A 15,259-nucleotide genomic window follows, 5' to 3' on the forward strand; every position below is an offset into this window, starting at 1 on the left:
AAACATAAATTATGTAAAATAATAGTTATCAGTTTGATATGATAGAATGGGGCTGAAGTGGATGGCACATAAAATACCATCTTCCGAAGTAGGTGTAAAGATCAATCTATGGTACACGCATATTTGCAAATTTGAAGTCGAACAAGCAAACGATATGAAGCGCCTTGTTGAAGAAGAAATTCATGAGATGGAAGAGGATCAAGATTTGCTTCTATATTATTCTCTAATGGATTTTCGCCATCAACTGATGCTTCAGCATTTAACGCCAGTCCATGCAGGGAGTGAAACACTTCAAGCCGTGTCTTTTCCGAAAGAAATGGAAGATGGAGAAGATGAGATGACAGGCTTACTTGGCTATTACTTTCATTTTTTTCATGGAATGTATGCGTTTATCCAGCGCCGATACATCGAGGCCATTTCCTATTACAAGCATGCGGAACATCAACTGATCTTAGTGACAGATGAGATTGAAAAAGCGGAATTTTACTATAAAATCGCTGAAGTATACTATCATATGAAACAAACTTATTTCTCCATGCATTATGCTAAAAAGGCGAGAGACATTTATAAGAAACATCAGCTTTATGGAAAAAGAAGCATTCAATGTGATTTTGTCATGGCAGGTAATTGTATTGATGTGAGTCAGCACCAAAAAGCGCTTCCTTACTTAGAAAAAGCGTTAAAGGTTTGTGAAGCGATGGAGCGGAAAGAGTGCACATCTTATTTTAAAGCGATGGCTCTTAATAACTTAGGAGCTTGTCATTATAGTATGGGAACGTACCATACAGCGACAGTCTTTTTTGAACAAGCCATTTCCCTTTATCAAAAAGATCAAGCATCCACGATGATCAAATCATTATTTTCACTTGCTCTTACCTGGTTTAAACTCGGAGATATCGAGCGGGCGGGTGAGGCTATACGTAAAGGAATGAACGAGGCTTGTTTATTGGAAGATGAAATTTATCAGTTGAAATTTCAATTTTTACAGGCGCTTTATATAGAAAAAGACAGCTGTGAGCAATTAAGATCGGCACTATTTGGGCTGCGAAGCAAAAAAATGTTTGCTGATTTAGAGGAATTAGCACTTGATGCGGCTAATTATTATAAGGAACGCGACATGTACAAGGAATCCTCCACTTTTTTTGAGATTGTGATCGAAGCGCGTACGCACATTCAAAAAGGAGATGAGATGTATGAGAACGAAGCATAACATGTCAGCTGATCAAGTAGATGAAAGACTTCACACGTAATAACAGACAAAAACAACACCCTTTACGAATCAACGTAAAGGGCTTTTTTATTTATTCTTTGATGGCTTTTTCTGCGTCAATGGCACCTGCCCCGTAAATCATCGGGTCATCCCCAGACCACTTGCTTGTATTTTCTTTTAACAGGGTTTTGACCTCATCGGGCGTTAAATCTGGTGAATGCTCTAATAGAAGAGCACAAATACCAGCGCAAATCGGTGTTGCCATAGATGTGCCAGATAACGTCGTGTAATCATCATCGACTCTGCTTGATTTGTCGAGTTTATCTAGAAAGGATCTTGGTGATCTGAGAGAGACGATGTTTACTCCTGGTGCAAGGATATCAGGCTTTGTCTCACCATAAACAGTAGGACCTCTGCTTGAAAATGGTGCCACGATATCATCGTTTGATTCTGGTGTATTCCGGTCATCAAAAGCGCCAACCGTAATCACTTTTTGACTGACGGCAGGGCTCGCAATCGTTTGACTGTTAGGACCAGAGTTTCCGGCTGCGACGCATACTACAATGCCTTGATCCCAAGCAGCATTGACAGCACGCACCATCGGATCGTCCTGTTCGTCATCATAACGCTGAGCATCTCCGCCTAGTGACATACTCATAATATGAATCGGATCATCAGGGTGATCTTCATTGAACTGGATGCACCATTCAACCCCTTCTATAATAGTAGAAAGCGATCCAGCCCCTTGTTTATTTAACACTTTTACGCCAATTAAATGAGCTTTTGGAGCAGGTCCTTTGTACAAGCCATCTGAGGCCGCTCCGTCTCCAGCTACATCTCCAGCGCAGTGAGTACCATGCCCGTTATCATCATAAGGCTTTGTTTTTTGCTTGACTAAGTCCACAAAATCGCGAATCCTTCCTTCTAAATCTTCATGCGGATAAATTCCTGTATCAATGACAGCGACCGTAATGCCTTCCCCTGTTAAGGCTGTACCGTTGCGGAAGACTTCATCCGCGTGACTGGCTTGTGTGGCCACATCCAGAAGTGCATGAACTTTCCGGTCTAAATAAATTTTACGAATATGCTCACCATTTGCTAACAGCTCCTCTAAAGCGGCCGGTGTTATGTCTGCAGCGCAGCAGTCGATATGTGAAAAGTGCCGTTTGATATTTGTTTTTCTACTTTTTTTCATGAGCTGTTTTGTGCTTTGAATCCCTGCTTCGACCGCGTCTTCCTTAAATTCAATAATTACACGAAGCTTCTTTCTCTTCTTTAATCTTCCTTCAAAGAAACGATGAAGAAAGCATGGCGTCCATTTAAAAGGTTTATAAAGGTGAAGGACGGTCTCTCTTAAAGGCTGATCTAGTTTACTAGCATGTGTCCTGACCATTTGCACCATAGAAAATCCAAACATGTGATGCCCTCCATTCTAGCTATCCATTCTTGTACACTCTTACGTTATGAGAATGAGAGCTGCTTTGTTCGGATTCTTGTCCCTTCTTTTCTTCATATTGGCGGCTTACTCATTTCTGATGAAAAAGAAAAGCGCTTACATTTTGTAAAATAATAGAAAAAGGTGGAAAACATGTAGAATCAGCCGATGATAGGTGGGAGAGTTCTTCTTAGAGAACCGGTGAAACAAACGATTTTGCAGAAAAAAAGGAGGGGTTAGACAGGGTCAATGCTCATACAAATGTGACTTGTCACAGAGGAAAAAAATCAAATCCATATAAAAACAAGCCGAATTAAAGAAAACAGACTGGATAGAACTAGGTCATTTTAAACATAACTTCGTTTGTCTGTCATACTATTCTAACTCTGTTTTCAAAGACGAGAGGCGTTTCTGTGTATATAAATGCAATTATCTTATTTTTGAGGAATCTCATGATCTAGAGTGTTATGATCAAATTTGAAGAGAAAAAGTGGAAAAAATGAAAAGAAATGATGATTCAATATAAATCATAGAAACGGCTTAGAAATCTGTTAAAGGAGAACGGGAATGAAGAAGTTTTTTGCTTTGCTTCTCCTGCTTGCGATCGGATGGGGCGTTTATTATACAATGCAAGCACAGGAACATGATGAGCCATTGTCATCAGGTGGGGAAGACGAAAGCGGTTCAAATGATATTTATCGCAATTTTAAAGAACTGGAAGAAAACGAATCAACAAGCAGCTATCAAATTACAGCCAACCCAGTGCCTGGAAGCCGTCTTCTTGTGATGTCACCCCATGGCGGGAGAATTGAAGGCGGCGTGAGTGAGATCGTCCATTTTTTCGATAATGATTTCTCTACGTATTTGTTTGAAGGTTTAAGAGAGAATGCGTCAGAACTTCATGTGACAAGTACAAACTTTGATGAGCCAGTCGGCGTCGCGCAGGCAAAAGCACACGATTATATCTTAGCAGTGCATGGATACAAAGGTGAGGAAGGCATTGACCATACGCTCGTTGGCGGAACAGATTACGACCGTGCAGAAAAAATAGTGAACTCATTAGAGCGGAACGGATTTTCTGCTGAACTGGCTGTCGCACACGCAACCCTGAGCGGAACAAGCAATCATAATATTAATAATCTTACTAAAACAGGGCAAAGTGTACAGTTAGAGATTAGTAGAAGTCAGCGTGAAGCTTTATTTGACAGTTTTGACTTTCGGCGGCGGTCGAGTGCAAAAAACGAGACGTTCTACCGGTATGTCAGGGCGATTCGGACAGTGCTGGATGAGGAATATACATAAAGATGGTGCACATGTTAAGACAAGCAGCGTGAATTCTTGTTACACTATAAAAAGTGATAACAAAAGGAGAGACGAATATGGCGCGTCATCATTTTCATCTTCAGGCGAGCTGGCCTGGCCTGCGTAACGATGTGGGTACAATCTCATGCGAACAGTTAAAAACGAAGATTTCAATTCCAAAAGAAATGGACGGTCCCGGCATCGGAACAAATCCAGATGAGATGCTCTTAGGTGCAGCGGCTACGTGTTATATTATTACACTTGCCGCTATGATGGAGCGGAGCCAATTAGAAAAAGAGGATCTCACAATGAGTTCTGAGGCTGTCGTAGATGTGACAAATGGTGTGTTTACATATGAAAAAATCATTCACCGGCCTGTCATCATCCTCAAAGCCTCTGCTTCTCCGCAAGATATTGAGCTGGCCCGCAAGCTCGCGCACAAAGCCGAAAGCTCATGTATGATCTCAAGAGCTGTTCAAGGAAATGTGGACATTTCCTTAGAAGAAACCATTCAAGTCGGCGGGTAAAAACAAAAAGTCATTTTCTCTTAATGAAATGGAGAAAATGACTTTTTTTATGACGTCCATTCGGTTTGATCGATTTGTTCTTTGTTTTCTTCCTTTTGTTTTTTTGACAGGTTCAAGACAATCACGCCGCATATCACTAGTGCAAGACCGATGAAGCCTTTTATGTGAATGGTTTCGTTAAACAGCACGAGTCCGATAAGAGCAGTGAGTGCTGTTCCAACGCCAGACCATGTTGCATAAGCAGACGAAAGGTCAATCGTTTTAAGTGCCAGACTGAGGAAGGTAAAGGCACACCCAAATCCGATCAGGACCCCAATACTCGGCAGCAGTTGCGAAAAACCTTGGGAAAGCTTCAGCATCGTACTGCCAAAAACCTCTGTCAAAATAGCCCCTGTTAAATAGAGCATTCCTTTCATGATCTCTCACATCCTTTATGACATATTTAAAAGTACGACTCCTGAGACAAGCATCGCCATCCCAATGATTGCTCTTTGGTTCAAGGTTTCTTTGAAAAAAAGCACGCCAAAAATAGCCGTGAGGACTGTACCAACCCCAGACCATGTTGCGTAAGACATGCTAAGCGGAATGATATTCAGTGTCAATGACAGCATATAAAAGGCAAGTGTATACCCAGCAACAACGACAGCGCTAGGCTTAAAGCGAGTAAAGCCATTTGAGAATTTTAACATCACGGCGCCAATGGCTTCTGAAAAAATAGCCACAGCTAGAAAAAGATATCCGAGGATCATGATTATCCCTCCTCTAATAGGTGTAAAATCCGATGAAGTAAAAGGGTTTTTTCCTCTCGGTTCAGCGGTTCAAGCTGAAACATTTCTGAAAACCATATTCCATCACATGAAAGGCGGATCAGCTGGCTCAATGCAGGGTCATTGATTTCCTCAGCTGCTTTCGCTTTGAACTCTGCATAAAAATCACGCCAAGGGTTCAATAACGCTTCATCAAATGACATGGTGGCCAGCATGCTTGTACATAACTGGGTCGTGTTTTGCATATCAAGATCATTTAATGTCGCCAAAATATATGCACGTACATAAGGAGCCTTTTCGTTTTTGTATGTTTCCTGATACGACTCAAGCTGCTGACGAAAGCAGACAATCGCGTGGTCATTCATTTTTTGGATGAGCTCTTCCTTGCTTGCAAAATGATAAAGCAGACCGGCTTTGGTCATATGTGCATGCTCTGCTACATGTTGAAGGGTAAGCTGACTTAATCCTTCTTTTAAAATCGTACGAGCAGCTGCCTCAAAAATTTGCTCTTTTTTGGTTTTAGACATAAAAAAACACCTACTTTACTGAACGGTCGGTAAAGTAAATGTTAACCCATGAAAAACTAGTGTGTCAATCGATTCATTTTTATGAAAGGTTGTTTTCACTTAAAAGGCATGTTTAATAATAAGGGTATGGTCCATATGGCGGGTACGGCGGATAAGGGTACCCATAGCCATAGCCTGGCGCAAGCAGAGACCCAGCCAGCAGACCTCCAGCAAAACCACCTAAAAATGGAGGTCCGAAGAATCCGGGTCTACCAAACCCGAATCCAGGTCTCCCAAACCCAAAACCCGGGCGTCCAAATCCAAAACCAAAAGGTCTTCTCATGTCTTCTTGCATAAATGGCGGTGCATCAAAATAATTCATAAAAAAAGGCTCCTCTCACATAAAATCACTGTAACTGACATCAGTGTATTCGATTGGCCTATATGTGTTTGGATGAACGCCTATGATAAGGAGGAATGTTAAAAATGGGCCTGTATCCATCTGATTGGGCAAAATGCCCGCCGCATGCTCATGCCTATAAAGCACGAACGGATGTAACAGAAGAGCATTATCATTTAATAGAAGGTATTTCTCAGCCTGTCAATGGGAGCAATACCGATCAGCATACTCATTACTATCGCGGGGTCACCTCTTTTGAGAGAGGGCATTTCCACAGATACTACGGCGTCACAGGGCCTGCGATACCGAGATTAGATGGTACCCACTATCACGAGATTGAGGAAGTTACGTTTTCAGCCTATAACGATTCTGTCCCCATTCCGTACGGAGGAGTCGTCTATAGTCCGGACGAAGAGCGGCCGACGCATACGCACCGCTTAAAAGGAAAAACATATGAAGTGGTCGGAAATGAACCACTCGGCTGGTGATGGGCATTATATAGGAGAGAAAGAGAAGTTATGCTATACTGTAGGCAGTTTGTAAAAGAGAGTGATGTTATGAAAAAAACGAAACAACCAGTGATTGTATTAGTAGGACCGACGGCTGTCGGCAAAACAAAACTGAGCATACATATAGCCAAAGCATTTAATGGAGAAATTATCAGTGGTGATTCTATGCAGATTTATAAAGGAATGGACATTGGAACAGCTAAAATCACCCCTGAAGAAATGGATGGTGTCCCGCACCACTTAATTGATATTAAAGAGCCGGCCGAATCCTTTTCTACAGCTGAATTTCAGCAGCTGGTCCGTATGAAAATCAAAGAGATTGCCGCTAGAGGGAAAACACCCATGATTGTCGGCGGAACAGGTTTGTATATCCAATCTGTTTTATATGATTACACATTTACCGATGAGAAAAGTGACCCTGCTTTTAGAGAAGAAATGGCGCTGTTTGAACAGCAGCATGGCTCCCTTCAGCTGCACGAAAAGCTAAAAGCAGTAGACCCTGATGCTGCAAAAGCCATTCATCCGAATAATGTCCGCCGCGTGATCCGGGCGCTGGAAGTGATCCATACAACAGGTCAGAAAATGTCGGAGATGCAAAATGGTCATCAAGAAGTTCCTCTTTATGATACAGCCTTCATTGGGCTCAAAATGGATCGAGAGCTTTTGTACGAGCGCATTCACCAAAGAATTGATATGATGATAGATGAAGGCTTAATTGAGGAAGTGAGCGCACTTTATCAATCTGGCTTGAAGGATTGTCAATCGGTTCAAGCGATTGGTTATAAAGAGTTGTATGCGTATTTTCAAGGTGACTGCTCACTTGATGAAGCTATCCAGCAATTAAAGCAAAATTCCCGTAGATATGCGAAGCGTCAGTTCACGTGGTTCCGTAATAAAATGGATGTCACTTGGTTCGACATGACACCGCCTTGCCACTTTTCAGACAAAAAAGAGGAAATTTTCGCATATATAGCAGGAAAGCTTGGACTTAAAGCGAAACTGTAGTTATCAGAATCAAGGAGGACGAAACATGAAACCGATTAATATTCAGGACCAATTTTTGAATCAAATTCGTAAAGACAATACATTTGTTACAGTATTCTTACTGAATGGCTTTCAGCTTCGCGGTCAAGTGAAAGGCTTTGACAATTTCACGGTGCTGCTTGAAACAGAAGGGAAGCAGCAGCTTATTTATAAACACGCCATTTCTACATTTGCACCTCAAAAGAATGTAAATCTAGAATTAGAATAGGATATGTTCGACCTAATAGCCCCATGCATCTGCGAATAAACCGGCCGGAACCCGCTACGTTTTTTGTCAGTGCAGAGGGGCTATTTTGCATGCCATGAAACTTTTCTGCCTATTCTGCGTATAATCCCTTATTGGATATGAAGAAAGGTGAGGGAAGCGATATGGAAAATGCAGAGCTTGAATTAAGAAGGATTAGAGTGATCCTTCTATTGATTGGGATTGTTGTCTTATTTGGATCATGCGCCATTTCAAACATTGAATCAAGACAGGAAAGCTGGCATAACTATTCTAATCAAGATGATCATGGACATATAGATGGCCTATTACAATCAGCTGTTGCACTAAAAAATAATCACTTTGCTGTTGTGAAAGATGATGAAGTACATGTGTACCGGTTTGATGAAAAAGAGGGAGAACTGACCCTTATTAAAACAAAATACATAGATGAGTGGGACGAAGATTATGATGATGATGACGATTCTGTAGAAGAGTAAGCACGTAAATTTACAAATGAATGTGAAGTCGCTACACTATAATCATGCATCAGACATCTAGACAGAAAAGGATGAGTTCATGACACACAAAATTAAAATTAATCATTGGGAACAAACTTGTGAAGACGACTCCTGTTTTGAATATGGAACAAGCGTTTCTATAAATGGGAAAGAATTAGTCAGAGAAGCTTCAATCGTCTCTGCGCTTGAAGCGGTGCTAAAAGAATTAGGTGTTGAAGTGGAAATTACAGAAGTGTCAGAAGATTTACAGTGCGATGCCTACAAAAAATAAAACAAAAAGTCTAGTCTACTAAGCGATTTTTTTTCGTGTTATGATAGATTTCGGTTTCAGTTGAATAGAGAGTAGAGCAGTCTATTTTTAGATCCTGTTCTGCTCTATTTATTTGAACGTACGAGTTCGGCTATGAATGTTCGGCCGGGTTGGTTGATTTTTTTCGTTTCGAACATCTATATGTTGTGTTTTGAAAAAACATAGTATACTATATATAGTGAATAACGAAATGATCAACAATACTAAAAACTAGGTCGTGATGGAATTGATTCAAATCGTATTTGATTCAAAAACAGGAAATGTTCAACGCTTTTTGGACAAGACCCCTTTTACAGACAAACGAAAATTGACTGGAGAAGAGTTTTTGGATACGCCGTTTATTCTCGTCACCTTTACGACAGGATTTGGACAAGTCCCTAGTACTACTCAATCCTTTTTAGAGAAAAATGCTCACCTTTTACTAGGTGTAGCGGTGAGTGGAAACAAAGTATGGGGAGATAATTTTGCCAAAAGCGCCGATACGATTTCTAAACAATATCAAGTTCCTATTTTGCACACCTTTGAACTAAGCGGAACAAAAAGGGATGTTGAATTGTTTACACAGGAGGTAGAAAGAATTGTCACAAAATCAGGTTCCAAAGTGGATACAATTAAATAACGAGATTATGATTCAGAAAGAAGGAAAGTTTCAGTTCGATAAGGACAAAGAAGCTGTACATAGTTATTTCGTAGATTATATTAATCAAAACACAGTCTTCTTTCACAACTTAGAAGAGAAGATTGATTACTTAATAGAAAACGACTACTATGAGGAAGAATTTTTAAGACAATACAGCATGGCAGATATTAAAGAGGTATTCGAAGCTGCATATGCGAAGAAATTTAGATTCCCATCATTCATGAGTGCGTTTAAGTTTTACAACGATTATGCACTGAAAACAAATGATAAAAAGAAAATCCTTGAACGCTATGAAGACCGCATTTCAGTTGTAGCGCTTTTCTTTGCGGGCGGAGATAAAGAAAAAGCCCTTGAGTTTGTAGAACTGATGATCAATCAGGAATACCAGCCAAGTACACCAACATTCTTAAACGCTGGACGTAAAAGACGCGGTGAGCTTGTGAGCTGCTTCTTGCTTGAAGTGAATGACTCATTAAACGATATTTCAAGAGCGATTGATATTTCAATGCAGCTTTCAAAATTAGGCGGCGGCGTCAGCTTGAACTTGTCAAAGCTTCGTGCAAAAGGCGAAGCAATTAAAGATGTTGAAAACGCGACAAAAGGTGTCGTCGGCGTGATGAAGCTTCTTGATAATGCATTCAGATATGCAGATCAAATGGGACAAAGACAAGGATCAGGTAGTGCCTACCTTAATATTTTCCACAGAGATATTAATGATTTCTTAGATACAAAAAAAATCTCTGCAGATGAAGATGTGCGTGTGAAAACATTGTCCATCGGTGTCGTCATCCCGGATAAATTTATTGAGCTTGCCAGAGAAGATAAAACAGCTTACACCTTCTATCCGCACACAGTCTATAAAGAATATGGACAGCATCTTGATGAGATGGACATGGAAGAAATGTATGATGAGCTTGTAGAAAACCCGAAAATCAAAAAAGAAAAAGTCAATCCGAGAAAGCTTCTTGAAAAATTGGCTGTTCTTCGCTCAGAATCTGGCTATCCATATATCATGTTCCAAGATAATGTGAATAGAGAGCATGCATTAAACCATATTTCACGAGTGAAATTCTCAAACCTTTGCTCAGAAGTGCTTCAAGCTTCAGAGGTCTCTTCTTACGCGGACTATGATCAAGAAGATGAAATTGGTCTTGATATTTCTTGTAACCTTGGTTCATTAAATATCATGAATGTCATGAAAAACAAATCGATCGAAAAAACGGTCAAACTAGCAACAGACTCACTCACGCTTGTATCTGAAACAACAGATATTCGCAATGCACCGGCTGTTCGAAAAGCGAACAAAGCGATGAAATCAATCGGACTTGGTGCGATGAACCTTCACGGGTATTTGGCTCAAAACCAAATGGCCTATGAAAGTGAAGAAGCAAGAGATTTCGCGAATACGTTCTTTATGATGGTGAACTACTATTCAATTAAACGTTCAAGTGAGCTTGCAAAAGAAAAAGGAGAAACATTCCATCGTTATGAAGGCTCTGGCTACGCAACGGGCGAGTACTTCAATAAATACGTGGAGAATGATTTCACACCAAAAACAGAAAAAGCAGCAGCATTATTTGAAGGCATGCACATTCCAACAAAAGAAGACTGGGCAGCACTCAAAGACTTTGTAGCGGAAAATGGCATGTACCATAGCTACCGTTTATGTATTGCGCCAACAGGTTCCATTTCTTATGTGCAATCGGCAACAGCCTCTGTTATGCCAATTATGGAACGTATCGAAGAAAGAACATACGGCAACAGCAAAACGTATTACCCAATGCCAGGTCTTTCAGCGCAAAACTGGTTCTTCTATAAAGAAGCGTACGATATGGATATGTTTAAAGTGGTCGATATGATCGCAACGATTCAGCAGCACGTCGATCAAGGAATCAGCTTTACACTATTCCTGAAAGATACGATGACAACGCGTGACCTAAACCGCATCGATCTGTATGCACACCATAAAGGCATTAAGACACTTTATTATGCAAGAACGAAGGATACAGGGCAGGAAGGCTGTCTTTCTTGTGTTGTTTGATTAAAGGAGAGTTTAACGTGACAAAAATTTATGATGCAGCCAACTGGTCAAAACACGAAGATGATTTTACACAAATGTTTTACAACCAAAATGTGAAGCAGTTCTGGCTTCCTGAAGAGATTTCCTTAAATGGGGACCTCTTAACATGGAAATATCTAGGTGAAAAAGAGCGAGATACGTACATGAAGGTACTTGCTGGATTGACTTTACTTGATACAGAACAAGGAAATACAGGGATGCCGATTGTGGCTGAACATGTAGAAGGCCATCAGCGTAAAGCAGTATTAAACTTTATGGCCATGATGGAAAATGCGGTACATGCGAAATCATACTCAAATATCTTCATGACACTCGCACCAACTGAAACGATCAGTGAAGTGTTTGAATGGGTCAAAAAGAATAAATTCTTGCAAAAGAAAGCAGATATGATTGTCAGTTTATACCGTTCGATTCAAAAGGACGATCCGATTTCCCTCTTTAAAGCAATGGTTGCTTCTGTTTATTTAGAAAGCTTCCTATTTTATAGTGGTTTTTACTACCCGCTTTATTTCTATGGACAAGGAAAGCTCATGCAAAGTGGTGAAATCATCAACTTGATTTTGCGTGATGAAGCGATTCACGGTGTATATGTTGGATTATTAGCACAAGAAATTTACAACAAACAAACACCTGACGTGCAAAAAGAGCTATATGATTTCTCGATTGACCTCTTGAACGAGCTTTATGAAAATGAACTTCATTACACGGAAGATATATATGACCAAGTCAATTTATCGCATGATGTGAAAAAGTTCATTCGTTACAATGCCAATAAAGCGTTAATGAACCTTGGATTTGCCCCTTACTTTGAAGAAGAAGAGATCAATCCAATTGTATTGAACGGACTCAATACAAAAACAAAATCGCATGACTTCTTCTCAATGAAAGGGAACGGCTACAAAAAAGCAACGGTTGAGCCGTTAAAAGATGACGACTTCTTCTTTGGAGATGAATCATAAGTAAGGCGTAAAAGTCAAAACGCATCACTCGTTTTGGCTTTTTGCCATTTCATATAATGCGTTACATACTGGAGGTTACCGAACATGGGAAAAATGGATGAAATCATACTAGTTGCACCGCGCACACGCGTATTCCAAAACGAAACGCTTGCGTTTAATGGTGTGAATAGTGAAGAGAAAACAATCAACACCATTATGAAAGAAATCGAAGAGCACTTCAAGCAGATGCGCAGAGGCGATGCGGAAGAAAATCCTGACTTCAAGCAGCCGATTCCTTATGTCGTGATTAAGCGTGAGGACGAAGTGTATGTATATGAAAGGCTTCAAGGCGGGGGAGAGACTCGATTGCATCATAAGTTATCTCTTGGCTTTGGTGGTCACATGAATTTCATCGAAGGCAAAAACTTTGCTGAAATTCTAAAAGAAAATACGGATCGTGAGCTAGACGAGGAACTTTCTATTCAAGAAGAAGACAAACTTGAGATGAAAACCCTTGGTTTAATTAATGATGATGACAACAGTGTCGGCCGTGTGCACATTGGACTGTTATCGGCGCTTGAATTATCTCCAGGCGCTCATGTAGAAGTGAAAGAAACAGATCAAATCTCAGGAAAATGGATGAAAGCATCCGATTTGAAAAAGCCTGAATACTTCGATCGACTTGAAACGTGGTCTCAATTTGTCGTGAACATTTTAGCATAAAGGAATCAATCATAAACCGGCTCAGCAGCAGACTTGAGCCGGTTTATTTCGTTATAACAAGCTTCAGTTATTGGAAAATGAATGCGTCGTGACCGGCCTGTTTCAATCTTGCGACGAGGTCATCCGCATTTTGCTTTGTACGAAAAGCCCCGGCTTGCACTCGGAACATACCGCCCTCTAATACAACGAAGGCGTCAAAGCCTTTGGATTTCAGCGTGGCTGCTAATTCATCTGCATTGGCTTTCACCTTGAAAGCTCCAGCCTGAACTTTATAAAGATTACTAGCTTTTTTTTTCAGCTGAAAGGCTTTCTCTAATCCAGTGGCATGAGCGCGAGCGATGCCTTGAAGGAAGGTTGCGTTGCGGAGCTTATTTGCATCAGCTGTCGTATCGATGAAACCATTCTCTGTTAAAATAGCGGGCATAGAAGTTTCTCGAAGAACGTGGAAGTTCGCTGTTTTCTTGCCGCGGTTGGCAAAATCCACCGAGCGAACAATTTCATCATGAAGGGCATTGCGATACGTGGTGGTTGGTGCTGAAACGCCAGGATACACATAGCTTTCAAAACCTGTGCCCCCGCCTGCATTAACATGAATAGACACGAAATAGTCAGCTCCCCAGCTGTTTGCCGCATTTGTACGCTGGGCCAAAGTAACGGATTGATCAATTGAACGACTTAAGCGGACGGAAACGTCATCATAATCACTAATCAACATATCTCTCAATAAAATCGCGATTTGCAGTGTGATATTTTTCTCCAAAAGTCCATTAGCAGCAGCTCCAGAATCTGTTCCTCCATGGCCAGGATCAATAAAAATTTTCACCATCTATTCATCACCTCGTCTTTATTTTATGAGAAAATAGAAAAATTGCCTGTACAAAATGCGGAAATCATTGAGACTCTTTTCTGCACAATTTGTGATGAGAAAGCTACATTTTTCTAAGAAAAAACAAATTGTTGGTTTGTCCGCCTAAATGGGATGAATACAATGGAAATAGCACATCATTTCCTGGGAAACCGCAGAAATCCCTACAATATTCGGAATCTCGGGTCATTTTGACAGCAAACTTGGGCTTAAGCGGGCGATTGTCACGATTACAGCTCCACCCGAATAGAATAAAGAGAGAAGAGCGAGAGGTGAATACGTTGGAGCGAGCTGTCACATATAAAAACAACGGCCAAATCAATATTATACTTAACGGACAAAAACAAGTATTGGTTGATGCAGATTCAGAGGCAGAATACCTAGAAGCCTTGCAGAAAAATGAGGCAAAACACAGCATCTTACGGGAAATAGAGCGTGAAATGAACAGCCTTGTCGGTATGGATGAAATGAAACGAAACATAAAAGAGATTTATGCTTGGATCTTTGTCAATCAAAAAAGGCAGGAACAAGGGTTAAAGGTAGGTAAACAAGCGCTTCATATGATGTTCAAAGGGAATCCCGGCACAGGGAAAACAACGGTTGCAAGACTTGTCGGGAAGCTTTTCTTTGAAATGAATGTCCTCTCAAAAGGTCACTTAATTGAAGCGGAACGCGGAGATCTAGTCGGCGAGTACATCGGTCATACTGCTCAAAAAACAAGAGATTTAATTAAAAAATCACTAGGCGGCATTTTGTTCATCGACGAAGCCTATTCTCTTGCCCGCGGAGGCGAAAAGGATTTTGGGAAAGAAGCGATTGATACCCTAGTCAAACATATGGAGGACAAACAACACGAATTCATTCTCATTCTTGCTGGCTACTCCAAGGAAATGGATCATTTTCTATCATTAAACCCGGGGCTGCAATCGAGATTTCCAATCAATATCAGCTTTCCTGATTATACCGTCGATCAGCTCATGGACATTGCCAAACGGATGATGGCTGACAGAGAATATATATTTACTCAAGAAGCTGAATGGAAGCTGCGAGATTACTTAATGCACATTAAAAGCACCACGAGTCCTGCAAAATTCAGCAACGGCCGTTTTGTGCGAAACACGATTGAAAAGGCCATTCGAACCCAAGCGATGAGACTCCTGCTTGTGGATCATTATGATAAAAAAGATTTGCTCACGATTAAAAGTCACGATCTCCAAATGAAAGAGGATACGCCTACTTAAAATGGCGTATCCTTTTTATAAAGAGATACTAAAATAAAC

General features: G+C 40.7%; 19 protein-coding genes. 13 read left to right on the forward strand and 6 right to left on the reverse strand.

All coding sequences use genetic code 11. From position 1 onward, the window contains the following. The first annotated feature begins 61 nt into the window (after positions 1-61). Positions 62-1,210: a Rap family tetratricopeptide repeat protein gene (locus NSQ36_RS08385; RefSeq protein ID WP_339207185.1), complete on the forward strand. Its 1,149-nt coding sequence runs from the start codon at positions 62-64 to the stop codon at positions 1,208-1,210. 91 nt (positions 1,211-1,301) lie between these two features. On the opposite strand, the gene NSQ36_RS08390 is transcribed toward NSQ36_RS08385, so the two are convergent. Continuing rightward, positions 1,302-2,627 (reverse strand): S8 family peptidase, encoded by a 1,326-nt coding sequence (locus NSQ36_RS08390; RefSeq protein ID WP_050944956.1) that lies wholly within the window; start codon positions 2,625-2,627, stop codon positions 1,302-1,304. A 585-nt stretch (positions 2,628-3,212) separates the two neighbouring features. On the opposite strand from NSQ36_RS08390, the gene NSQ36_RS08395 reads away from it, so the two are divergent. Together NSQ36_RS08395 and NSQ36_RS08400 are read left to right on the forward strand one after the other, a co-directional pair. Continuing rightward, positions 3,213-3,947, forward strand: a complete 735-nt coding sequence (locus NSQ36_RS08395; protein ID WP_339207188.1) for a poly-gamma-glutamate hydrolase family protein — start codon at positions 3,213-3,215, stop codon at positions 3,945-3,947. A gap of 77 nt (positions 3,948-4,024) precedes the next feature. After that, positions 4,025-4,474, forward strand: a complete 450-nt coding sequence (locus NSQ36_RS08400) for an OsmC family protein (RefSeq protein ID WP_050944954.1) — start codon at positions 4,025-4,027, stop codon at positions 4,472-4,474. A gap of 47 nt (positions 4,475-4,521) precedes the next feature. Here NSQ36_RS08400 and NSQ36_RS08405 read toward each other — a convergent pair whose 3' ends face one another. The 4 genes from NSQ36_RS08405 to NSQ36_RS08420 form a co-directional block, all read right to left on the reverse strand. Beyond that, complete coding sequence (locus tag NSQ36_RS08405) at positions 4,522-4,890, reverse strand: multidrug efflux SMR transporter (protein ID WP_034662159.1); 369 nt, start codon at positions 4,888-4,890, stop codon at positions 4,522-4,524. A 15-nt stretch (positions 4,891-4,905) separates the two neighbouring features. Beyond that, positions 4,906-5,223 (reverse strand): multidrug efflux SMR transporter, encoded by a 318-nt coding sequence (locus NSQ36_RS08410; RefSeq protein WP_003211368.1) that lies wholly within the window; start codon positions 5,221-5,223, stop codon positions 4,906-4,908. A 2-nt stretch (positions 5,224-5,225) separates the two neighbouring features. Continuing rightward, positions 5,226-5,768 (reverse strand): TetR/AcrR family transcriptional regulator, encoded by a 543-nt coding sequence (locus NSQ36_RS08415; protein WP_335364956.1) that lies wholly within the window; start codon positions 5,766-5,768, stop codon positions 5,226-5,228. A gap of 112 nt (positions 5,769-5,880) precedes the next feature. After that, the gene (locus tag NSQ36_RS08420) at positions 5,881-6,129 is read right to left on the reverse strand and encodes a spore coat protein (RefSeq protein WP_251190513.1); all 249 of its coding nucleotides are present in this window, start codon (positions 6,127-6,129) and stop codon (positions 5,881-5,883) included. Positions 6,130-6,233: 104 nt separating this feature from the next. On the opposite strand from NSQ36_RS08420, the gene NSQ36_RS08425 reads away from it, so the two are divergent. The 9 genes from NSQ36_RS08425 to NSQ36_RS08465 all read left to right on the forward strand — a co-directional run bounded on the left by NSQ36_RS08425 (position 6,234) and on the right by NSQ36_RS08465 (position 13,114). Beyond that, positions 6,234-6,635 carry a YmaF family protein gene (locus NSQ36_RS08425; protein WP_003211728.1) on the forward strand — a complete coding sequence of 134 codons (402 nt, stop codon included), beginning with the start codon at positions 6,234-6,236 and terminating at the stop codon, positions 6,633-6,635. Positions 6,636-6,704: 69 nt separating this feature from the next. Continuing rightward, positions 6,705-7,661 carry a tRNA (adenosine(37)-N6)-dimethylallyltransferase MiaA gene (miaA, locus tag NSQ36_RS08430; RefSeq protein WP_310023813.1) on the forward strand — a complete coding sequence of 319 codons (957 nt, stop codon included), beginning with the start codon at positions 6,705-6,707 and terminating at the stop codon, positions 7,659-7,661. A 25-nt stretch (positions 7,662-7,686) separates the two neighbouring features. Beyond that, complete coding sequence (gene hfq / locus NSQ36_RS08435; protein ID WP_003211269.1) at positions 7,687-7,908, forward strand: RNA chaperone Hfq; 222 nt, start codon at positions 7,687-7,689, stop codon at positions 7,906-7,908. 161 nt (positions 7,909-8,069) lie between these two features. After that, positions 8,070-8,402, forward strand: coding sequence for a YmzC family protein (locus NSQ36_RS08440; protein ID WP_003211073.1), 333 nt, complete (start codon positions 8,070-8,072; stop codon positions 8,400-8,402). 79 nt (positions 8,403-8,481) lie between these two features. Next, a complete protein-coding gene (locus NSQ36_RS08445; RefSeq protein WP_137054604.1) occupies positions 8,482-8,694 on the forward strand; it encodes a hypothetical protein in 213 nt (70 codons plus the stop codon). A gap of 265 nt (positions 8,695-8,959) precedes the next feature. After that, positions 8,960-9,352 (forward strand): class Ib ribonucleoside-diphosphate reductase assembly flavoprotein NrdI, encoded by a 393-nt coding sequence (nrdI, locus tag NSQ36_RS08450; protein WP_008360380.1) that lies wholly within the window; start codon positions 8,960-8,962, stop codon positions 9,350-9,352. Next, positions 9,312-11,414: a class 1b ribonucleoside-diphosphate reductase subunit alpha gene (nrdE, locus tag NSQ36_RS08455; protein WP_003212060.1), complete on the forward strand. Its 2,103-nt coding sequence runs from the start codon at positions 9,312-9,314 to the stop codon at positions 11,412-11,414. Before nrdI ends, nrdE begins: the two co-directional genes overlap by 41 nt. 17 nt (positions 11,415-11,431) lie before the next feature. Further along, positions 11,432-12,412 carry a class 1b ribonucleoside-diphosphate reductase subunit beta gene (gene nrdF / locus NSQ36_RS08460; RefSeq protein WP_003212452.1) on the forward strand — a complete coding sequence of 327 codons (981 nt, stop codon included), beginning with the start codon at positions 11,432-11,434 and terminating at the stop codon, positions 12,410-12,412. An 84-nt stretch (positions 12,413-12,496) separates the two neighbouring features. Continuing rightward, a complete protein-coding gene (locus NSQ36_RS08465; protein WP_050944943.1) occupies positions 12,497-13,114 on the forward strand; it encodes a hypothetical protein in 618 nt (205 codons plus the stop codon). Positions 13,115-13,181: 67 nt separating this feature from the next. Here the strand turns inward: NSQ36_RS08465 and NSQ36_RS08470 are convergent, their stop codons facing one another. Further along, complete coding sequence (locus NSQ36_RS08470; RefSeq protein ID WP_339207194.1) at positions 13,182-13,940, reverse strand: N-acetylmuramoyl-L-alanine amidase; 759 nt, start codon at positions 13,938-13,940, stop codon at positions 13,182-13,184. A gap of 320 nt (positions 13,941-14,260) precedes the next feature. Between NSQ36_RS08470 and spoVK the strand changes: the two genes are divergently transcribed. Further along, a complete protein-coding gene (spoVK, locus tag NSQ36_RS08475; protein WP_003211912.1) occupies positions 14,261-15,220 on the forward strand; it encodes a stage V sporulation protein K in 960 nt (319 codons plus the stop codon). Positions 15,221-15,259: the final 39 nt, after the last annotated feature.

It is taken from the genome of Bacillus sp. FSL W8-1143, assembly GCF_037965155.1.
GTDB lineage: Bacteria > Bacillota > Bacilli > Bacillales > Bacillaceae > Bacillus > Bacillus pumilus.